Source organism: Nonomuraea sp. WAC 01424 (genome assembly GCF_003947315.1).
GTDB classification, from domain to species: Bacteria; Actinomycetota; Actinomycetes; order Streptosporangiales; family Streptosporangiaceae; genus Nonomuraea; species Nonomuraea spiralis.
Genome location: NZ_QHHZ01000006.1, coordinates 1 through 19,410, shown reverse-complemented (window position 1 = coordinate 19,410; position 19,410 = coordinate 1). Strand labels below are relative to the sequence as shown.

19 protein-coding genes and 1 pseudogene are annotated in these 19,410 nt (G+C 66.4%); 16 read left to right on the top strand and 4 right to left on the bottom strand.

What is annotated here, in order from left to right:
- Nucleotides 1-14: 14 nt before the first annotated feature.
- The 3 genes from DMB42_RS17610 to DMB42_RS17600 are packed head-to-tail and all read left to right on the top strand — an operon-like array spanning nt 15 to nt 3,961.
- On the top strand, nt 15-1,307 hold the full coding sequence (locus DMB42_RS17610; RefSeq protein WP_221762207.1) for an aspartate aminotransferase family protein: 1,293 nt from the start codon (nt 15-17) through the stop codon (nt 1,305-1,307).
- A 54-nt stretch (nt 1,308-1,361) separates the two neighbouring features.
- A complete protein-coding gene (locus DMB42_RS17605; protein WP_221762206.1) occupies nt 1,362-2,633 on the top strand; it encodes a condensation domain-containing protein in 1,272 nt (423 codons plus the stop codon).
- Nucleotides 2,633-3,961 (top strand): FAD-binding oxidoreductase, encoded by a 1,329-nt coding sequence (locus tag DMB42_RS17600; protein ID WP_125635910.1) that lies wholly within the window; start codon nt 2,633-2,635, stop codon nt 3,959-3,961. The genes DMB42_RS17605 and DMB42_RS17600 overlap by 1 nt, the downstream gene beginning before the upstream one ends.
- 9 nt (nt 3,962-3,970) lie before the next feature.
- On the opposite strand, the gene DMB42_RS54250 is transcribed toward DMB42_RS17600, so the two are convergent.
- Nucleotides 3,971-4,258, bottom strand: a complete 288-nt coding sequence (locus DMB42_RS54250) for a carbamoyltransferase C-terminal domain-containing protein (RefSeq protein ID WP_396982598.1) — start codon at nt 4,256-4,258, stop codon at nt 3,971-3,973.
- Between the two features lie 30 nt (nt 4,259-4,288).
- Here DMB42_RS54250 and DMB42_RS17590 point away from each other — a divergent pair, with 30 nt between their 5' ends.
- Both DMB42_RS17590 and DMB42_RS54245 read left to right on the top strand, forming a co-directional pair.
- Nucleotides 4,289-5,056: a transposase gene (locus DMB42_RS17590; RefSeq protein WP_125635908.1), complete on the top strand. Its 768-nt coding sequence runs from the start codon at nt 4,289-4,291 to the stop codon at nt 5,054-5,056.
- A 623-nt stretch (nt 5,057-5,679) separates the two neighbouring features.
- Nucleotides 5,680-6,078: an integrase core domain-containing protein gene (locus DMB42_RS54245; RefSeq protein WP_221762204.1), complete on the top strand. Its 399-nt coding sequence runs from the start codon at nt 5,680-5,682 to the stop codon at nt 6,076-6,078.
- A 215-nt stretch (nt 6,079-6,293) separates the two neighbouring features.
- Here the strand turns inward: DMB42_RS54245 and DMB42_RS17580 are convergent, their stop codons facing one another.
- Complete coding sequence (locus tag DMB42_RS17580) at nt 6,294-6,911, bottom strand: hypothetical protein (RefSeq protein WP_125635906.1); 618 nt, start codon at nt 6,909-6,911, stop codon at nt 6,294-6,296.
- Nucleotides 6,912-7,472: 561 nt separating this feature from the next.
- On the opposite strand from DMB42_RS17580, the gene DMB42_RS17575 reads away from it, so the two are divergent.
- From DMB42_RS17575 to DMB42_RS17560, 5 genes and pseudogenes are all read left to right on the top strand, one after another.
- Nucleotides 7,473-8,135, top strand: a complete 663-nt coding sequence (locus DMB42_RS17575; protein ID WP_125635904.1) for a transposase — start codon at nt 7,473-7,475, stop codon at nt 8,133-8,135.
- Nucleotides 8,136-8,146: 11 nt separating this feature from the next.
- Nucleotides 8,147-9,172: an integrase core domain-containing protein gene (locus DMB42_RS17570; protein WP_221762203.1), complete on the top strand. Its 1,026-nt coding sequence runs from the start codon at nt 8,147-8,149 to the stop codon at nt 9,170-9,172.
- A gap of 35 nt (nt 9,173-9,207) precedes the next feature.
- Nucleotides 9,208-9,411: pseudogene (locus DMB42_RS56360) on the top strand (DsbA family protein); the annotation flags it as partial.
- A 64-nt stretch (nt 9,412-9,475) separates the two neighbouring features.
- Complete coding sequence (locus tag DMB42_RS54235) at nt 9,476-9,658, top strand: thioredoxin domain-containing protein (RefSeq protein ID WP_221762202.1); 183 nt, start codon at nt 9,476-9,478, stop codon at nt 9,656-9,658.
- A complete protein-coding gene (locus DMB42_RS17560) occupies nt 9,639-10,289 on the top strand; it encodes a vitamin K epoxide reductase family protein (RefSeq protein ID WP_125635900.1) in 651 nt (216 codons plus the stop codon). Before DMB42_RS54235 ends, DMB42_RS17560 begins: the two co-directional genes overlap by 20 nt.
- A gap of 160 nt (nt 10,290-10,449) precedes the next feature.
- On the opposite strand, the gene DMB42_RS17555 is transcribed toward DMB42_RS17560, so the two are convergent.
- The gene (locus DMB42_RS17555; protein ID WP_125635898.1) at nt 10,450-14,199 is read right to left on the bottom strand and encodes an AAA family ATPase; all 3,750 of its coding nucleotides are present in this window, start codon (nt 14,197-14,199) and stop codon (nt 10,450-10,452) included.
- 201 nt (nt 14,200-14,400) lie between these two features.
- Between DMB42_RS17555 and DMB42_RS17550 the strand changes: the two genes are divergently transcribed.
- The 4 genes from DMB42_RS17550 to DMB42_RS55005 all read left to right on the top strand — a co-directional run bounded on the left by DMB42_RS17550 (nt 14,401) and on the right by DMB42_RS55005 (nt 16,667).
- Entirely contained in the window at nt 14,401-14,853 is a 453-nt protein-coding gene (locus DMB42_RS17550) for a hypothetical protein (RefSeq protein WP_125635896.1), read from the top strand.
- 387 nt (nt 14,854-15,240) lie between these two features.
- A complete protein-coding gene (locus tag DMB42_RS17545) occupies nt 15,241-15,441 on the top strand; it encodes a hypothetical protein (protein ID WP_125635894.1) in 201 nt (66 codons plus the stop codon).
- A gap of 936 nt (nt 15,442-16,377) precedes the next feature.
- Nucleotides 16,378-16,530: a hypothetical protein gene (locus DMB42_RS53230; protein ID WP_185844709.1), complete on the top strand. Its 153-nt coding sequence runs from the start codon at nt 16,378-16,380 to the stop codon at nt 16,528-16,530.
- Between the two features lie 11 nt (nt 16,531-16,541).
- Nucleotides 16,542-16,667 carry a hypothetical protein gene (locus DMB42_RS55005; RefSeq protein ID WP_260477757.1) on the top strand — a complete coding sequence of 42 codons (126 nt, stop codon included), beginning with the start codon at nt 16,542-16,544 and terminating at the stop codon, nt 16,665-16,667.
- A 66-nt stretch (nt 16,668-16,733) separates the two neighbouring features.
- On the opposite strand, the gene DMB42_RS17540 is transcribed toward DMB42_RS55005, so the two are convergent.
- A complete protein-coding gene (locus DMB42_RS17540; RefSeq protein WP_125635892.1) occupies nt 16,734-17,081 on the bottom strand; it encodes a hypothetical protein in 348 nt (115 codons plus the stop codon).
- A gap of 76 nt (nt 17,082-17,157) precedes the next feature.
- Between DMB42_RS17540 and DMB42_RS17535 the strand changes: the two genes are divergently transcribed.
- Both DMB42_RS17535 and DMB42_RS17530 read left to right on the top strand, forming a co-directional pair.
- Nucleotides 17,158-18,114: a helix-turn-helix domain-containing protein gene (locus DMB42_RS17535; protein WP_221762201.1), complete on the top strand. Its 957-nt coding sequence runs from the start codon at nt 17,158-17,160 to the stop codon at nt 18,112-18,114.
- A gap of 342 nt (nt 18,115-18,456) precedes the next feature.
- Nucleotides 18,457-19,140, top strand: coding sequence for a DUF4352 domain-containing protein (locus DMB42_RS17530; RefSeq protein WP_125635890.1), 684 nt, complete (start codon nt 18,457-18,459; stop codon nt 19,138-19,140).
- Nucleotides 19,141-19,410 lie beyond the last annotated feature (270 nt).

The following is a 19,410-nucleotide window of genomic DNA, read 5'->3' as shown; positions in this document are numbered from 1 at the left end:
CACAGCAATTCCCGATGACCAGACTCACGGAGGGCAACGCCATGAGCCGATCGACTTCTTCGAGTTCCCTCTGGCGGCCTTGGACGCCGGTCACCCAGCAGGCCGACCTGCAGATCACCGAGGCGCGCGGATGCCGAGTACGCGGCGCGGACGGCACCTGGTACCTGGACGGCATCTCAGGTGTGCTGAACGTGTCGTGCGGCCACGGGCATCCTCGACTGATCGAGGCCGCGGTCGACCAGATGCAGCGGCTCGTCCATTACGATCCGATGGCCGCCTCCCACCAGCCCGCCGAGACTCTGGCACGGCGGATCGCCGAGATCATGCCGGGCGATCTCAATGAGAGTCTCCTGATCAACAGCGGTTCCGAGGGGATCGAGGCGGCGCTCAAGATCTGCTGGCAGTACTGGCGCCACCTCGGCGAGAATCGCGAGCGCATCATCTCCCTCGAAGCCGGATACCACGGCACCACCGCCCTCGGCCAGGAGCTGTCGAGGCTGCCGTTCACCCTGAACGACTGGCCGAACCGGTTTCCCGTGGACCACGTGGCCCTGCCCATGGAGCCTCGTGCGCTACGCACGGCGGAAGGCGCCGAAGCACTGCTCGGCCTCTTCTCCCAGGCGCTCAAGAGCGGGACGCCGGCCGCGGCGGTCATCGTCGAGCCGCTGCTGGGGCTGGGCGGCTGCACGGTGTTCCCCGAGGGGTTCCTCGCCGGGCTCCGGCGGCTGTGCGACGAGTACGGGACGCTGCTCATCCTGGACGAGATCTTCACCGGCTTCGGCCGTACCGGCCGGATGTTCGGCTTCGACCATGACGGGATCACTCCCGACATCGTCGTCACGAGCAAGGGGATCAGCAGCGGGCTGGTCCCGCTCGCCGCGGTGACGGCCACGACGGCGATCAAGGAGACGTTCAGGAACGCCCCGGTCGTCCAGGGGCTGCGCTACGGGCACACGACGGGCGGGCACGCGGTCGCCGCCGCAGTCGCGAAGGCCGTGCTCGACGTCATGGACGAAGAGAAGCTCGTGGAGAACGCGGCGGCCCAGGGCGCCGGCATCCGGTCAGGCCTCGATGCCTTCCGAGCACACCCGAAGATCACTGACATCCGCGGGCTGGGCCTCGTCATCGCCATTGAGGCCGACTCGCCGGAGTCGGCGGAGGCCATCGCGACGGGGGCGATGGACAACGGCCTTCTCGTACGCGCCGAGCGCGGCGTGGTGCGCATCGCGCCTCCCTTGACGATCACCACCGACGAGTCGATCGAACTCGTCGACAAGCTCAGCAGGGCCATCGCCACGCTCGGCTGAAGTCGCCACCGGGCCCGAACGTCATGCCTGATCTGAGGAGGAAGAGGAATGCCGGTGAGCTGGGGTAAGGCCACGTCAGGTCCGACATCGTTCGTCGAGATGGCTCGGCTGGCCGGAAACTACACGCACTGGCACAACCTGGTCTACTCCACGGCGTGGCTGACCGGACGGCTGGATCACGCGGCTCTGCGCGAGGCGTGGCGCGTCCTGTGCCTGCGCCATGACGTCATGCGCAGGGCGTACGTCTCACCGGACGAGGCGTGCACGTACGAGGACGTGCTGACCGAGGTGGAGTTCCACTCGGCCGATACGGACGATGAAGCGCTCGAGACGATGCGCCGGACCCTCGTCGGGGCTCCTTTCAGCCTCGACGCCATAGGTCTGTCGCGCATCGTCGTCGTGCGACGCGACGACCGGCGGCATCTGTTCGGGATAGCGCTGGACCACCTCATCACCGACCTCACCTCGTGGAACCTTCTCGTGGCGGAACTGGGCGAGCTCTACGAGCGTGCGGCCGCCGGTGAACGGATCGGCTGCGAAACCGAGGGCGCCGCCTCCTACCAAGAGTTCGCCGCGCTGCTCCGGCAGGAGTTCGCCGGCCGATGGGGGGAGGAGCGCAGAGCGTTCTGGCGTGCGTACACCGAAAGGTTCGGATCCTCGTCTCCCCCCTTGCCGAGCGCCGGTGCGGCGAAGGGCGAGCCCGCGGTGAAGATCGTGCGTCGTGCGCTGCCGGCGGACGCGCACTCGAGGGTGCGGCAGCTGGCGAGACAGGCCAGGGCGACGCCGTTCGTGGTGGTGACCGCCGCCATTCTGGCGGGCATGAAGGAGGCGACCGGCGCTTCGAGCGTGGGGGTCAGTGTCGCTCACCACGGGCGTGCTCTGCCGTACACGGCCAAGACGCTCGGACAGTTCGTCCAGCGTGTCCCCCTGCATCTCGACGGCGAACCGGGCGGGCCGCTGGAGACGGTCCGCGACGTCTTCGGGCAGAGCCTCGACGTCTTCGACTACGCGCTCCCGCTCGACATCGTCGAACGGTCCTGGGGCCTGGACCTGACCTCCTCGATCGGTGGAAACGGGGCGCACGTGACCCTCGATCAATCAGGAGAAGGTTTCCGGGGCTCGCCCCTGGCGGGTACGCGGGCGGAGCCGGTCCAGGTGCCCGCACCGGGTGGTCATGGCCTGGTCGACCCCCTCATCTTCGCGTGGTGGCTGGACGAGGCGGTCCCGCGCGTGGTCGTTCACTACGACGAAAGCCTGATCACCACGGAGGCAGTCGAGGCCGTCGTGGACGTGGCGGCGCGATTCGCGGTCTCGGACGGCCGCTGATGAGCTTCACCGGCGCCTTCTGGCGCAGCGGCGACGCCGGATTCTCCGACGCCGCGCTCGCGACCATCTTCAACGGTCGCAGGCCCGCGCGACGCCCGGCAGCGGTGCTGCGTGCCGCTGATGCCGTCGACGTGGCGGCCGGGGTGAAACTGGCGGCCGCGGAGGGGTGGAAGGTCTCGGTCCGCTCAGGCGGGCACAGCTGGGCCGCCTGGTCGCTGCGCGAGGACGCGCTCCTCATCGACCTGGTCTCGCTCAACGGGATGCACTACGACGCGGGCACCGGAATCGCCGCGGTCGGCCCGGCGGCACGCAGCGGACTGGACCTGGACCCGTTCCTCGCCGCGCACGGCCGGTTCTTCTCCGTCGGACACCATCCCACCGTGAGCATGGGCGGTTTTCTCCTGCAGGGCGGGATGGGCTTGAGCTGCCGCGGCGTGGGCTGGGCCGTGGAGTCGGTCGAATCCATGGACGTGGTCACCGCATCCGGGGAACTGGTCCGCTGCTCCGAGACGGAGAACGCGGATCTGTTCTGGGCGGCCCGCGGGTCGGGTCCCGGATTCTTCGGTGTGGTCACCGAATTCCGGCTGCGCACCCGTCCCCGCCACCGGAGCCTGATCCGATCCACTTACGTCTACCCGGCTGAGGTGGCGACCGAGGTGCTGACCTGGTTCCACTCCGTACGGCGCGACGTGGACCCGTCGGTGGGCCTCCTCGCCGTCGGAGCCGCTCCGCCCGGTTCCGGCTCTCCTGTGGTGATCATCGATGGGGTGTCCTTCGACGGCGGCCCGTCCGCGTTGGCCCCGCTGGAGACGTGCCCCGTGGCCGGCAGAGCGGTGAAGTCCGCCGCTGCTCAGCCGACGACCTTGAGCGCGTTGTTCGCCGAGCAGTCAGCCGGAAGCCCCGCGGGCCTTCGTTACTTCGTCGACAACGCGTACCTCGCCGGGCAGACATCGGACCTGGTGCCGGCATTGGTGGCGGCCTTCACCGACCTGCCCACGCCCCAATCGTCGGTGATTCTCAGTGACTTCAGCCCGCAGCTGTCACGCGTGTTGCCGGACATGGCTGTCTCGCTTCGCCCCGACCTGTATTTCGCCGCGTACGTCGCCGGCCGCGGCCCGGCCGACGACGAGAAGTGCCGTTCCTGGTTGCTCTCGGCCATGAACAGGTTGTCGCCGTACTCTGACGGCTGCTACCTCGGTGACAGCGACTTCACCGTCCGCTCGGACAGGATCCTGTCCGATGCGGCCTGGTCCAGGCTGCAGCGCATCAGGGCCGTCCGCGATCCGGAGGGGCGATTCCCCGGCTACCTGGGCACCCCCGCGCAGTGAACCCGGCTCTCATCGGCAGGTTCCCGGCCCGAGCCGGCGGGGAGTGACGAAGCTGTCGTTGATGACGTGGCCGTCGAGACCGTGTTTCTCGCCGTACGCGATGAGATCGCTGGTGCGGTTGATGAAGCCGCGTCCGTTGTTGTTCAGCGAGGTGTTGCACAGAACGCTGAAGCCGGTGCGGTCGCGGAACGCCTCTAGCCTCGCCGTTTCGCGGCGGCTGATGAGAGTCCGGGCTGGATGATCGGTTAGACAGCAAGAGTGCCCCTGATCTGGAAGATTACGGATTGTCGAGATCAACAACCTTCCAGAGCGAGGAGCACTCTTCGCGTGCAGACTATCCCGAAGTGGATGCAAGGGCTGGCGGTCACGGTCGGCGGTCACGGCGTGGTCTCTCACGTCGGTACGGCAGGGCTGCGGATGCTGGCGTTCAAGTCCGGCCAGACCATTGAACTGACAGCCGCGTTGCGGGTGCGGGGCCGGCAGGTGAGGCACGATCGGGGCCAGGTGTTATCCGACCTCGGTGTGATGATCGCTGATGGCGGGACCGCGACCCGGCACATCCGCACCCTGCGGGACCAGGGCGAGTTATTCGGTTCGGTGGCCTCGGCATCGACGGCGTGGCGAGCGCTGGAGGAGGTGACGGCCCGGCAGCGGGATAAGATCGCCGCTGCGCGGGCGCGGGCGCGACGGCGGGTGTGGACGTTGGTCGCCGCACGACACGGGGGCGTGCCGACCTCCCGGACCTGCTACGGCGACCTCGGTGAATGGATCGTGATCCGGCTGGATGCCACGATCCAGCTCTGTCACAGCGACAAGGAGGCCGCCGCGGGCACGTTCAAGGGCAGTTTCGGGTTGTTCCCACTGACCGCCTGGTGCGACAACACCGGCGAGTGCCTGGCCATCAAGCTTGCGCCTGCCGATAACTACATCCGCCCAGGCCATGGCTCTGCGAGGGCTTTCGCTTCAACGTACGCGAGCTCCAGTCATCCAAAAGATGGAAGCGCGTACGGCAGGATGATCCGCTGTGCTGCTTCGCCTGGCCTACCTGACCGTCACGAACGCCTTCGCCGCGCTGCGACTGCTACCCATGAGTGATCGGGACAAGGACATGGAAATTCTCGTTCTGCGTCACCAGATCGCCGTCCTTGAACGCCAACTCGGCGCTGACACGAGAGTGCGATTCGCACCCGAGGACCGGGCCCTTCTCGCCGCTCTCCTGACCTCACTGCCGCGTGAGGTTCTGCACCGCCTGCGGCTTCTCGTCCGGCCGGACACCGTCCTGCGCTGGCACCGCGACCTGATGAGACGTCGTCACGGCCGTATCTGCCGGCCCAAGCGCCCCGGGCGCCCACCCACGGTCCGCTCCATCCGCGCCCTCATTCTGCGCCTGGTCCGGGAGAACCCGAGCAGGGCCATCGGCGGATCCACGGAGAACTCACCACACTCGGCATCAAGGTCGCGCCGTCCACCGTCTGGGAGATCCTCAAACAGGCAGGCCTCGACCCGGCACCCGAACGGGCAACCACCACGTGGGCCGACTTCCTGCGCTCGCAAGCCGACGCCCTACTGACCTGCGACTTCATCGAGACCATCACTCTCAGCGGACAACGCCAGTACGTCCTGGCGGCCATCGAGCACGCCACCAGACGCGTCCGCGTGCTCGGCGCCACCGCTCACCCGAGCACAAACTGGGTCACCCAGGCGATCAAAATTTGGTGATGGACCTGGATGATGCAGGCTGCCGGGCGCGCTTTCTGCTTCGAGACCGGGATGGGAAGTTCCCGGCCATCATGGACGAGGTACTCGCCGAGGCCGGCATCAAGACCGTGCTCACCGGCATCCGGATGCCGCGGATGAACTCCATCATGGAACGGTGGGTGCAGTCCTGCCGCCACGAGCTTCTCGACCGCTGCCTCATCTGGAACGAACGCCACCTGCGGCACGCCCTGCGCGAGTACGAACACTTCTACAACCAGCACCGATCGCATCAAGCCCTGAACCAAGCGGCTCCACTGCGTCCCGCCTCGGACCCGATCACCGACCCCGGACGAATCATCAATCTGAACATACGCCGACGAGACCGGCTCGTCCTCCACGAGTACTCACATGCCGCTTGACCAGCACGGATGGAATTATCGGCAGGCGCAGGGTTGCCGTGGAAGCCTGCCCGCCTGCCGCCGTCTCAGAGCAATCCCTAGCAGACCAGTCGCGGGGCCGCCTCCGCTCCATAACGGCCCTGACACCAGGCGCGCGGCTGGGCAGCCCCGCGGCTGGCCCGCTACCCCCGTGGGTGGGACGACGGTATACGGGCAGTGCAGGGTGTCCTTCGGTATTAAAGGCGGGCCGATCTTTGTTCGGGTGGTTGGCCAAGTGAACGACGGATGCGGCGGGCTTCTTCGCGGAGTATTGCGATATCGCGCCGCAGATTTTCAGGGAGTGGAAGCGAGCCATTAACGCTCGCGATCGCTCGGATACGATGGCCGAGTTTATCTCGAATATGATCGAGAGCATCGGCTTCCTTGCAAAGTAAGTCAAAGAGAGGGAGAGTCTGTACGAGGTAGCGATGTATGTTTTCACTGAATAGTGGGTCGCCTTGCGAATTAGCAAGGAGGGCTTCTCTGACATTTGCCTCCGCTTCGATGCGGTCAATGACATCATCAATCTTGTCAAGAATGGTATATACGGGTCTGGCTGCCTCTTGTTGCTCCTCGACTGATCGAATTATCCGGTTCAAAATCAGAAGCGCGACAGGGACGCCGAAGGTAGCAGTGGTGATTGAGCTGTAGACATTTGTGAGAAATGAGCGTCCATCCCAAAAACGTTCGACGTCACCCCAGATTCCGAGTGCCATCATGGTGATCCAAGCAAGCCAGGACAAAAGAAGGGCACGGCGTCCGACCGGCCCGGCAAAATCCCATGCATGCCGGAGCCAGCGCAATACCTGTGTCATGTTGAGATAGACGAGTGTCCTGGCGCCAGGGTCCCCTTGAAGTGACAACGATCTCTCGAGTCACCGAATGGGTTCGACGAGGCTGTTGACAGTATTCGGAGATACCCAGCAACATCCATGATCAGTGAATCTATTTCATCCTCTGACGGCGGACTGCTGGTCACAGCATGATCGCAAGTCCGGTGTTCGGCTCATGACGTAGAAGAGCTCCTGGTAGACGGGTTGATCACCACAACCATCACCGTCACCACCAGGAGCCCTGGATGCTGTTCTATCAGTGAGACTGGTGCCATCGGGAACGACTGCTACTGCGGTTGAGGTTGCAGGAGCAGGAAGTGTTGCCCCACGAGGTTGACCCTTGTTCTATCTGGCCCGGGTCTTCTGGTGCCATCGGCACGATCTGTCGCCTCTTCTGGGGAGCGCTCCCGAAGGTGCGTGTCGGCTGGCCATGTGTGGCTTGATAGAAGCCTCGGCGAGATAGCCCGTCCCGTCACTGGTCTGCCTGCTTGACCGGCCGTCACGCACCGCCTTCGGATATCCCCCGAGCCGGTGAGGGTGCACATGACGGAGTTCAAAAAGCCCAAGGCGCGACGGATCGTGGGCGGAGTCGACACCCATGCCGACACTCACCACGCCGCGGTGGTGTTAATGAACGGGCGCCGGATCGCCGATCGCGAGTTCCCGGCGACCCGAGTGGGATACGCGGACCTGCTGGAGTGGATGCGTTCCTTCGGCCGGCTGCATGCGGTGGGGGTAGAGGGTACCGGCTCCTATGGTGCCGCCCTGGCTCGTCACCTGAGCAGCGCGAAGGTCAAGGTGGTCGAGGTCAATCGCCCTGATCGGCAGCAGCGCCGGGCCAAGGGCAAGTCTGATCCACTGGATTCCTACTCGGCGGCCGAGGCTGTCCTGGCCGATAGGGCTCGGGCCGTCCCGAAGAGCGGAAACGGGGTGGCCGAGTCGACCCGTGTGCTGCATCTGGTCCGCGCCGGCGCGGTGAAGGCTCGCACCGCCTGCCTCAACGAACTGCATGCGCTGCTCGTCACTGCCCCGGCCGAGCTCCGTGAGCAGCTGGCCGGCCTGAAGAAGGCCCGGCTCGCCGACGCCTGCTTCCGGTTGAGGCTGTACCGCTTCAAAAGTTATCGCAGGGGGCTTGACCTCCAGGTCGGCCTGATACGCCGATACGGGCAAGATCGGTCCTTGTGTCTTTCCGTCTCCTGTATCTGATCATGATTCGGTTGTTCGGCTGGCTGGTGCTGCTGGGCCGAGGTGAGGCGGTAGAGGACGTCGAGATCATGGCGCTTCGGCATGAGGTGGCGGTACTGCGAAGGCAAGTCACGCGGCCGAAGCCGGACCGGGCCGATCGAGCGATCCTGGCCGCGCTGTCCCGGCTCCTACCACCTGGAGTGCGGGCTCACCGGCTGGTGACACCGGGCACCCTGCTGGCCTGGCACCGTCGCCTGGCCCAGCGCCGATGGACGTATCCGCACCGGTCCGGCCGCCCCCGGATGAGCAAGGAGATCCAGGAGCTGGTGGTGCGCCTGGCGCAGGAGAACCCGTCCCGGGGATACCGCCGGGTGCACGGTGAACTGGTCCTACTCGGCTACCAGGTCAGTGAGGCGACCGTACGCCCGATCCTGCGAAGCCGGAGGGTCGGCCCGGCTCCACGAAGCACCGACACCTCGTGGACGACCTTCCTACGCGCCCAGGCGCAAGGCCTGCTGGCCGTCGACTTCTTCCATATCGACACGATTTCCTTGAAGCGCCTGTACGTGCTGTTTGTCATAGAAGTCACCACCCGGCGTGTGCACATCCTCGGCGTGACCGCCAACCCGACCGGCGCCTGGACGGCCCAGCAGGCCCGCAACCTGTTGATGGACCTCGGGACACGGATCGCCTCGTTTCGCTTTCTCATCCGCGACCGAGATACCAAGTTCACCGGTGTCTTCGACGCGGTCTTCGCCGGCACGGGCGTGACGGTGGTGAAGATTCCGCCGCGCACGCCGCGGGCCAACTGCTACGCCAAGCGATGGGTCCGTACCGTACGGGCCGAGTGCACCGACCGCATGCTGATCTACAACAAACGGCACCTGCGGTCGGTCCTCACCGAGTACACCGATCACTACAACGGCCATCGACCGCACCAGTCCCGTCGGCAGCGGCCACCTGATCACGACGAGCGGACCGTGATGCCGCTGGAAGGCCGGACCGAACGCCGGAAGGTGCTCAGCGGGCTGATCAACGAGTACAGCCGAGCCGCGTAGCCGCCTCGGAGAACCCCCACCTCAAGCCCAATGCGATGATTTTGAAGCGGTACAAGGCCTTCCCATCGGTGGAGGACCTGCGCAAGCAGTACGCGGGCAAGATCACCTTCGTCGCACGCTACTTCCCGCTACCCGGCCACTTCAACGCCGAGCACGCCGCCCGCGCCGTCGAGGCCTCCGCCCGGCAGGGCAAGTTCGAGGCGATGTACCAGCGCATGTACGAAACCCAGACCCAGTGGGGCGAGAAGCAGGTGCCTGCCGACGACGCCTTCCGCGGCCTCGCCCAGGAGCCTCGGCCTGGACATGACCGCCTGGGAGAAGGCCTACAACGCTCCGGAGACGCTGGAGCGCATCAACAAGGACGTCGCCGATGGCAAGGCACTGGGTGTGACCGGGACGCCGACGTTCTTCCTCAACGGCCGGCGACTCCAGCCCGAGTCCGAAGCCGACTTCAAGGCGGCCATCGATGCAGCGCTCGCAAGCTGAGCCCGTCGCCGCGCCGCCGGTGAGCGACGCGCCCGAGCAGGAGACGGCGCCGTTCCCGCGGCTGCTGCCCTGGCTGCTGATGCTCGGCGGGCTGGCCGGGTTCGCGGCCGCGTTCACCCTTTCGGTGGAGAAGATCGCCCTGCTGAAGAACCCTGCCTACGTGCCGAGTTGTAGCCTCAACCCCGTCCTGTCGTGCGGGTCGGTGATGAACACGCCGCAGGCCGAGGCGTTCGGCTTCCCCAACCCCCTGCTCGGCGTGGCCGGCTTCGCCGTCGTCACCGCGATCGGCGTCGTGCTGTTGACGGGCGCCGCCCTGCCCCGATGGTTCTGGCTGGGCCTGCAGACCGGGGTCACCTTCGGCGTGCTGTTCGTACATTGGCTGATCTACCAGAGCCTGTACGTCATCGGCGCGCTGTGCCCGTACTGCATGGTGGTTTGGGCGGTCACGATTCCGATCTTCTGGCACGTCACCCTGCACAACCTTCAACAACGCCACCTGCCCGACGCCCGTGCCGGGTGCGCCGTCCGGGCTGTCGTCAGCTACCACACGGTGCCGCTCACTCTGTGGTTCCTGACCGTCACCACCGCGATCGGCGCGCGGTTCTGGTCCTACTGGAGCACCCTGCTGTGAGGGGCTCGTGATTTGGACACTGCCCCGTGTGATCGCCGCGCCCTCGGACATCTTATCGGCGAAGACGCGCCGGCACCCGGCGGCCCTGAACGCGCCCAAGTGACGCGCAAGGTCCTGGACGACGGCGGAAATGCGGGCGTGATCGATGCGAAGCCAAGCCTCATTGGGCGTCACGGCCGCAGGTGGGCTGGAAGGGGTAGCCCGGGAAATAGGTGGCCCAGTTCTCCGGCGTGAGGCCTTGGCCTGCCCTGTGGCAGATGGTGGCGGCCGCAGCCGCTGGAGTGAGGTCGAATCGCTGGAAGGGGATCTGCCTGGCCGCGACATACAGGACGTTGTCGCGCAGGGTCATGGCCAAGACCATGCCGCCGGTCGTGGCGATGGGTGCTCCTATGGGCTGTCGGGTGTCGGTGTCCCACAGCTGAATCGCGCCGTCGGTCATTCCGACGGCGAGCAGTCGCGCGTCTGGGGAGAAGGCGAGGGCGCTGATGGCCGTGACCGAGGTCGTGGACGTCAGGGGGCCGAGGTAGCGCCGCACGTTACCGTCCCACAGTGCGGTCTGCCCGCTCCCCTTGCCGACGGCAAGGAAGCGTCCGTCGCGGCTGAAGGCCAACGTGCTGGCCGTGCCGATTCCGCCCGCGCGGCGGATCGGCACTCCCGTCGGGGTGAGATCGGCGATGTGCCCCTGGGAAGTGACCAGTAGTCGCCCAGTAGGGTCGACGGCGAGGTGGCCGCTGATGTTCGGCACGGTCGCGGAGATGCGGCCCTTGGTCGTATCCCAGACGGTGATCGTCCTGATGCGGGAGTCATCGTCGCCGAAGGTTGTTCCGGTGACGAGCAGACTGTTGCCCGCGAAGGCGAGGCTGTTTCCTCCCCACTTCAGGGGAGGCGAGGTCACGCTAACGCGTTGGCCGTCAAGATCCCATATCCATGCCCTGCGCAACGGAGTCTGAAGCATGTCACTGTAGGCCAGCACCCGGCCATCGCGCCGAAAGGCGGCAATCGCATGACAGCCGACCGTTCCTGAGTTGACCGCAGGACAGCGCAGTGGCGGCGGGCTGGGCAGGCGCTGCCCGCTGGTGCCATCGCGTACCTCGACTCGGTTGTCGTAGATGATGGCAAGGCGGCGGCCGTCGGGGCTGAAAGTCGCGGAGCTGGCGACTTCGTCTCCCCCGTGGCTGTCGAGGCTGGAGTTAAGTTGAAGCGTCCGGACGGTGGCGACCGTCGAGAAGTCCGTACCGCTAAGTGTCCAGGCAAAGTAGCGGATTCGGTCGGCAGCTGGGTCGATCGTGAGGCCTGATGCACCCTCGCCACCGAGCGGGTGCCGAAATAGCGGCTCGCTGGTCTTACTCAACCGCCACACCAGGAGCTCATCCGTGCTGGCCGTGGCAAGGAAGGAGCCATCTTGGCTGAATCCGACCTCATTTACGCCCGGCGCCAAGAGTGCGGCGGCCTCCTTACCGCCAGGCAGGTGCCACTGCCGGACCCGCTCGTCTTCGACCAGCAGCAGTCGTCGTCCATCCGGGGCCAGGAACAGGCGTTCTTCCCGGCACTGACGCGCAGACCGCGTCGGCGCCCAGGATGCCGTGATTCTGTGACCGTCGTCCAGATTCCACAGCTGGATCGGCGCGCCGGGCACACATAGCGCCATGACTTTGCCGTTCGCGCTGATGGTGGCGTCAGGAACGCCGGCTTCGACGGTCCCCCCTCTGATACGTGCCTTGCCCAGCATGCGGACTTCTCCCCCATGGTTCGCCCCGGACTTCTTTCGAGAGGTGCTCACCTGCAGGATCTTCTGCCGGGTGGCGAGGTCCCACACACGGATGCGGTAGCGGGAGCCGTCCGCCTGGTAGACGATGAGGTGCTCTCCGCTGCGGCTGACCTCGACGCCCAGGTTGGTGGTGTCCAACGGCGCTGGGTCGTAGCGGCCGGTGGTCATGTCCCACAGCGTTACCTTCGAGTTTGTGGCACGGGGCTCCAGGAAAGGCAACCAGCGGGCATCGCCCATGACCACGACAGCGTCGGGCAACCGTTCAGCCAGGCCGGGAGCCGTGGAGATCGTCCGGTTGCTGTCCAGATCCCAGCGAGTGATCTGGGAGGCGCCAACGCTGATCAGCGTGCGGCCATCGGCACTGAGCCAGCGCCTGGTCGCCTCCGCCTGGTCGGGGTCGGTGAAGGTGTCCTGCTGGGCCTGCCGGCTCGCGGCCAGCAGGGCGGCACGGGTCTCCGGGAGGTCGGCCAGGCGCCAGGCGGCCAGGCTGAGTTGCATCGCCAGGCGCGGGTCGGACTGGCGCAGGCTCTCAGCGGTGCCGATCATCTGGCGGGCGTACGCCTCCCGCTGCCGCCTGCTGCTGACGTTGTTCTGCTGCCAGGCCAGGGACGCCGCCACCAGCGCGAGCGTTGCCACGACCGACAGGAGCAAGGTACGCAGCCGGCTGCGACGGCGTGCGCCGTGGTGGGCGGCCGTGCTGGCCTGCAGGAAGGCCCGTTCCTCGGGGGTGAGCGTGTCCAGGTGCCGGGTGAGGTGTTCACGGGCGGTGGCCAGCTGAAGCCCGCGGTAGAGGGTGCCGGGGTCGCGGGCGTGGTCGTTCCATGCTGTGGCCGCTTCGGTCAGGCGGCGGTGGACGCGCAATCGTTCCCGGTCTTCTTCCACCCAGTCCCGCAGGCGGGGCCAGGCGGTCAGCAGTGCTTCGTGGGCCAGGTCGGCGGTGACGTCGTCCAGGGTGATCAGACGGGCGGCGGCCAGTCGTTCCAGCAGGACCGGGCCCGGGTCGTGCGGGTCGCCGGTGAGCAGTTCGGCGCGTCGCACCGGGCGGCGGGTGTCCTGCGCGCCGGCCTCGGCCCGCGTGACCAGGCGCAGCAGCAGCTCGCGTAACCGCGACCGCTCGACAGCGGTGAGATCGGCGTAGAGGTTCTCGGCGGTGTGGGCGACGGCGCCGTGGATGCCGCCGGTGGCCTCGTAGTCGGCCAGCGTGAGTGCCTTGCCGTGGTGGCGGCGCCAGGTCTCCAGCAGGGCGTGCGACATCAGCGGCAGCCCGCCGGGCTCGCCCGCCACCTGTTCGATGACGGTGGCGGTCAGCTCGCGCTGGACGATCAGACCGGCGGCCGCCGCCGGTCTGGTGATCGCCTCACGCAGCTCCGGCCGGCTCATCGGGCCGACCGGGACCGTGGAGTCCCGGACGGCCTCCATCAGGACGGGGTGGCGCGCGCAGTGGTCGAAGAAGTCCGCGCGCACGGCCAGGACCACCCGGCCGCCCTGATCATCCTGGCTCCTGTCGACCAGGGCGCCGATGAACGCCTGCCGCTCGTCCGGGTCCTGGCACAGCGTGAACGTCTCCTCGAACTGGTCGACCACGACCACCTCACCCGCGGCAGCCTCCGGCAGCTCCGACCGCGGGTGGGCGCCCGGCGTCACCACCCGCACCTCGCGCGGCCGCAGCCTCGGCACCAGCCCCGCACGCAGCAGCGAGGACTTGCCGCAGCCCGACGGGCCCACCACGATGACCAGGCGATGGGCGTCCACCAGTTCGGCCACTCGCTCGACCAGCGCGGTCCTGCCGAAGAAGTACGCCTGATCGGCGGTCTCGAACCTGGCCAGCCCCCGATACGGCGCCCGAGCCACCTCCCCGCCCACGGCGGTGGCCTCACGGACGGCGGCGAGAGCGTCCTCCCACCGGGTCCGCCAATGCTCGATGTCCCCGCCGCACGCCTGCACGTAGGCCAGAGTGACCGGCAGGGTCGGCAGCAGGTCTCCCGCGGCGGCCTTCGCCAGCGTGGCGGCCGAGCACGGCACCCGCGCGGCCATCGCCCGGTAGGACGGGCTACCCGCTTCCTGCCGCAACTTGCGCAGCTCCACGGCGAAGGCGGCTACCGGGCCGTCCGCCGGATCGACCGGTCGTTCACGACGCCCCACACGATCCCCCATATCCCCGAATACGGGCAAACCAGCACAACGTACCCAGCGATGTGGAGATGATCAAGTTTTGTCCAGGGGGCGAATCGGGGTTCCAGACAATCGCCCAGCAGCCAAGACTGGCCCCTGCCTGCCGTTCCCTGCTCGGCGGGCCGGCCTTCCACAACCTGGGCTTGTCCAGGCAAGTAACGAGGAGATCTCATGCTGAGAAGGTTCATCCCGGCCGCCGTCGCTGCCATCTCTCTGGCAGGGCTGGCGTTCACGTCGCCTGCGAGCGCGGCAACCCTTGGCTGGTCCAGTCATTACGGCTGCGCGAGCGGAGACTTCTGCGTGTATTCGACATACGTCATCTCCACAGAGACGAAGGTCGGCATCGGACGGGGCGAAGACTGGGGGGATGGGAAGTTGTCCAGCTGGGGCAAGAGCCCCTACAAGGGCGTGTACTCCTTCTTCAACAACGGCAAGCCCGGAGAAGGAGGCGAGGACCACGTCGTGGTCACGTACGCCTACTCGCCGGACTCCGCGCCCCATAAGATGTGCGTTCACTACGCCGAGGACAACAATCTCGCAATTGGACATGAGTTGACCGACAGCGGCGTGGCCGCAACGGTCCTCAAGATCGACTGGGTCCCCGCCTCCACGTGCGACGGGTAGTCCGCATCCGGCGGTAATCCGGCTGAACTGCCCGGGGCGATGCCGCGGGGGCCGCCAAACCGGACTGCCGGGGGCCCGCGTCCATCTGGGCCAGGTCGTCGGCTGTGGTCGTCCTGCGGGGCAGCGGGGGTGATGGCGGCGGGGCCGACAGACGCGCCACCGATCGAAAAGGGGCCACCAGACAAGGCGGTGGGCCTTGGGACTTCGGGGGCCTGCCGGCGAGATCGCGGTGAGCGGCGGCCACCGACAGGTACAGAACCGTGAGCCGCTTGTTCCTGCTCAGGCTGGAACAGCGGGACAGGTGGCGGCCCAGCGTTGTGCACTGAATCCCGTGCCCGCCCCGGGCACGGGCGAAGATCACCCATCAAAGTGACGAGAGGTGAAGGCATGAGCAAGACGACGCTCAAACTGGCCGCGATCGGGCTGCTGACCGCGGCCGGACTCGCCCTGGCCGCCGGCCCGGCAGCCGCCAAGGAGGAACCCTGGCCCAGCAGCGGCGGGATCGCCCCGATGGGCAATGACTACTGGCCCAGCACCGGTGGGATCGCCCCCATGGGCAACGACTACTGGCCCCAAGCCGGCGGCTGAGATCCGTGCCGGATTCCCGGCCCATGCCTTGAGCAAGGCCAGGCTCGCGCCCTGCCAAAGGATGCGAGCCTGGCGCGCGCAGGCATGAAGACGGGCCCGCCCAGCCTCGCGTTCCGCAACCCGTCCACATGCACCCCGGCTGCCATGTCCGCCTGGGCGAGCACTCGCCTCGCCGCCGACCCGAACCCCTGCGCGGGGCGGCCCGGGTGCCCGATGTGCCGGCCCGGGGACGGGGATCCCACGATGTGACTGGGTACCGGGGCTTGAGCAGCAACCAAGCGGCCAGTCACGTTAAGGAGGCCCGGCGCCCGGGTCGCCGTCACCAGGGGCAAAGTAACGATGTGTAACTATCGCTACTCTTTGTGGTTGCGAGGTTGGTCATGACACATCTGCTCGCGTGGGTCTGTGTGCGGCCGACCTGCAACGACTGAGCAAGATAGGCGATCAGGGGCCCCTGATCGCGGGCCGATCCCTCCAGGGCGCTGCGCTGAGCCGGTCGACGGCCACCCGGCCGACGTCGCCGACTTTCGTGACTTTTGCGACACCCCTACGCGCGGGCACGCGAGAAGCGGGCCCGCCGGGGCGGATCGCCCACGACACGGGACCACGGGGCGCCTGTGGTCCCGTGGCAGGCCAGTCGTCGCCGAGCAGGGACGTCAGGCCGCTGAGCATGTCGAGCAGGATGTCGACGTTGCCGATCGCGGCGGTCAGGCACTCGCGGGCCGGGTCGGTCAGCGTTGACCAGGGCGAACGCGGTTTATCACGTCGATGGGTTCCGCCCTCAGGACACCTGACGAACTTGTCCCTCAGAGAGGGTCTCGATTCCCATTAAGTAATCTTGAAGATAAACTCGAAGTGTTCAGATCGTCACGCAGCGTGAGGTGAAAGATGGTACGTCGTCTTCTCAGCGTAGCCCTGACCGCTTTCGCACTATCTGTGGTAACCGCAGCCCCAGCCCTCGCCCTCGTCGGCCCGGAGTCGGTCAGCGAGCAGCAGTGCCTGGAGGGTGGCGGGTGGGTGGCGATTGGCCCCGAGGGGGTGCCCTTCTGCAAGGGCGGCACCTTTGACAACGTGCACATCCAGGAGTAGCGGCCGCCCGCGTGCAGTCCGTGGCCGCCAAGAACCCTGACAGCCCCAGCGCCCGTGACGGCCTGGACCGTGAGGCGCAGTCACGAGCCGACAAGAACGAGGATCAGGAGGAGGGACAGGCCGACGGCGCCGCCTGAGACCGGCGCCCGCTCGTGGCGGCGATGTACCTATGCATCTGCGATGTACGAGGCCGGCCTCCCGGGCTACATGCGGTGACGGTCGAGCGAGTCGGCATGGCCCAACATCGCCGAGGACATCCTGTCCATGGTGTCGGCGTGGTCGGTCAGCGCTTCGGTGTGCTTGGCCAGGGCTGACGTCTGCGCTGCCGCGAGGTCGTGACCATGGCGAAGCTCGCGGTAGATCGCCTGCAGCACCAACAGTTGCGCGTCGGCAACCCGCTCAGATCGTGTCTGCGCAGCCAGGTCGGCTGCCGTGGTCTGCTCAGAGTCGAGCCTGCCAATGACCTGCAAAGCGAACTGGTAGAGCATGTCGCCGACGGCACGGTCGCCTTGGGGCTCGTCAGCCCCAGCGGAGGGCTTGGAGGTATCCACGCGCCTGACGGTAGCCGCGCCTGCAGCAGGAGCCTGTGCCGCTCGAAAACACGGTTTCGTGGCGTGAGCTGGGGTTTTGCTTCGCGACCAGGGTCGTGGCTGCAACCATCGCAAGGTGTTGTTAACGCTTGTCTACCGGTTGGTAGGGTGCCTGTTCGGCCTGCTGGCAGTGCTGGTCCGCTCTGACCTGTCCAAGGACGCTGAGCTGCTGGTGCTCCGTCACGAGAACCAGGTACTCCGCCGTCAACTCGGTAGTCGGCCGCGATGGGATCACACCGACCGGCTCTGGCTCGCGGCGTTGTCACGATTGGTCCCCCGCCGCCGATTGGCGGAAGTTTTCCCGCTCACCCCAGCGACGATCTTGCGCTGGCACCGCAACCTGGTCGCGCGCAAGTGGACCTTCACCGACAGGCGGCGCCCGGGGCGACCCTGTACCCGCCGGCCGGTCAAGGCGCTGATCGTGCGGATGGCGCGGGAGAACCCGACATGGGGGCATAGAAGAATACAGGGTGAGTTGGCGCGCTTGGGTTACCCAATCGCGGCCTCCACGGTGTGGGAGATCTTCCACGCCGCCGGTATCGATCCGGCGCCCTTCCAGGCCGGGCCGACCTGGCGGCAGTTCCTGACCGCCCAAGCCCACGCAATCATCGCGTGCGACTTCCTGGTAGTCGAGACGCTGCTACTCAAACGGCTGTACGTGCTGATCTTCATCGAGCACGGTACCCGGCGGCTGCACCTGGCCGGAGTGACCGCGCACCCAACCGGAGCATGGACGGTGCAGCAGGCTCGCAACCTGGTCATGGACTTGGGTGACCGCATTGCCGGGCTGAAATTCGCGATCCACGATCGGGACCCGCTCTTCACCTCCGCCTTCCAAGAGGTCTTCAAGGGTGAAGGGCTGCGAATCATCACCACGCTGCCGCAGACGCCGAGGATGAACGCCATCTGCGAGCGCGTCATCGGCACCCTGCGCCGCGAACTCCTGGACCGCATCCTGATCCTCAACGAACGCCATCTGACTCTCGTGCTCTAGGAGCATCTGATCCACTACAACGGGCACCGGCCGCACCAGTCCCGGTATCAACGCCCCCCGGACATCTCAATGCAGCCCGCCCGCGACCTGACCGACCTACAATCCGTCCGCCGAAAACCCGTCGTCATAGGCACGATCAACGAATACCACCACGCCGCGTAGCCGCAGCTCAAACCACGAAACTTAATATTCGAGCGGCACAGGGATCAAGTGGGCCGAGCTGGTGTTCGAGATCTGCCGGGACAACGACCTAGCGGATTGAGAACGTAGAAAGAAGTCGGGTTTGGACGGTTGTACTCTCAGGCCACAACCGTCTTCCGCTTACCAGAAAGCAACGAATATATGTACCAGCACAACCAGTACCCCCCGCACTTCCAGCCCCCGCCGCCGAAGCCGAAGATGAACGGTTGCCTGCTGGCCTTTCTCATCACGTCAGGTGTGATGGCCGCGTTCTTCACCCTTGCGGTCATCATCGGCATCGCCTCCAGCGGAGGACGCGAGCGCGAGGCTATCGGCAGCTCGTCCACCTACTCCTCCCACGACACCGAGGAAGACAAACTGGCTGACTCTCCTGAGCCTGACGCGCACGCCACTACGGAGGCCCCCGCCGAGGCCCCGAAGAAGCTCAAGGCGCCGGGCATTGGGGACAAGGTCCGGGACGACGAACTCCAGTTCATGGTTACGAATGTCGAGCGGCGCTCCTCGGTGGGTAATGGCATGTTTGCGAAGACAGCGCAAGGCGAGTACGTCCTGATCTACGTCACCGTGGAGAACGTCGGGAATGAGGGTGAGACCTTCTCCAGCTCCTCGCAAAAGCTCTACGACACCAAGGGGCGGGAATTCGACACGGACGGCAGTACCTCTGCCCTGGCTTTGAAGGACTCCAACTCGTTTTTGGAGAAGATCAACCCTGGTAACAAGGTCCGGGGCATCCTTCTCTACGACGTGCCGAAGGGCGTCAAGCTCGACAGGATCGAGCTGCATGACTCCTTCCTATCCGGGGGAGCCACTGTGAGCCTCCGATAGCCAGACCTCAGCAAATACTCTCAAGATGGCAGCAAGAAGGATCGCCATGAACCCCCCACACGACCCTCCGCCGTCATGGTGGCATCGGTTCAGCAGCGCTCAGCAGATCGCCCTCACCTTTGTCGTCACGCTCATCATCCTCATACTGACCTTAAAAGTGTGGTGTCGCAGATAGCTGACGGGTGATGATCGCCGAGGTACGCCATCGTCATGCGATACGCGCAGGGTGGCGGGCTGACCGCCGAGCGGCGAGCTTTCCGCGAAGGGTTG

What these genes read in the sequence shown, in the direction of transcription:
- DMB42_RS17610 (WP_221762207.1), top strand. Translation starts at nt 15, where the DNA reads ATGACCAGACTCACGGAGGGCAACGCCATGAGCCGATCGACTTCTTCG.
- DMB42_RS17600 (WP_125635910.1), top strand. Translation starts at nt 2,633, where the DNA reads ATGAGCTTCACCGGCGCCTTCTGGCGCAGCGGCGACGCCGGATTCTCC.
- DMB42_RS54245 (WP_221762204.1), top strand. Translation starts at nt 5,680, where the DNA reads ATGGACCTGGATGATGCAGGCTGCCGGGCGCGCTTTCTGCTTCGAGAC.
- DMB42_RS17580 (WP_125635906.1), bottom strand. Translation starts at nt 6,911, where the DNA reads ATGACACAGGTATTGCGCTGGCTCCGGCATGCATGGGATTTTGCCGGG.
- DMB42_RS17575 (WP_125635904.1), top strand. Translation starts at nt 7,473, where the DNA reads ATGACGGAGTTCAAAAAGCCCAAGGCGCGACGGATCGTGGGCGGAGTC.
- DMB42_RS54235 (WP_221762202.1), top strand. Translation starts at nt 9,476, where the DNA reads ATGACCGCCTGGGAGAAGGCCTACAACGCTCCGGAGACGCTGGAGCGC.
- DMB42_RS17560 (WP_125635900.1), top strand. Translation starts at nt 9,639, where the DNA reads ATGCAGCGCTCGCAAGCTGAGCCCGTCGCCGCGCCGCCGGTGAGCGAC.
- DMB42_RS17550 (WP_125635896.1), top strand. Translation starts at nt 14,401, where the DNA reads ATGCTGAGAAGGTTCATCCCGGCCGCCGTCGCTGCCATCTCTCTGGCA.
- DMB42_RS17545 (WP_125635894.1), top strand. Translation starts at nt 15,241, where the DNA reads ATGAGCAAGACGACGCTCAAACTGGCCGCGATCGGGCTGCTGACCGCG.
- DMB42_RS17530 (WP_125635890.1), top strand. Translation starts at nt 18,457, where the DNA reads ATGTACCAGCACAACCAGTACCCCCCGCACTTCCAGCCCCCGCCGCCG.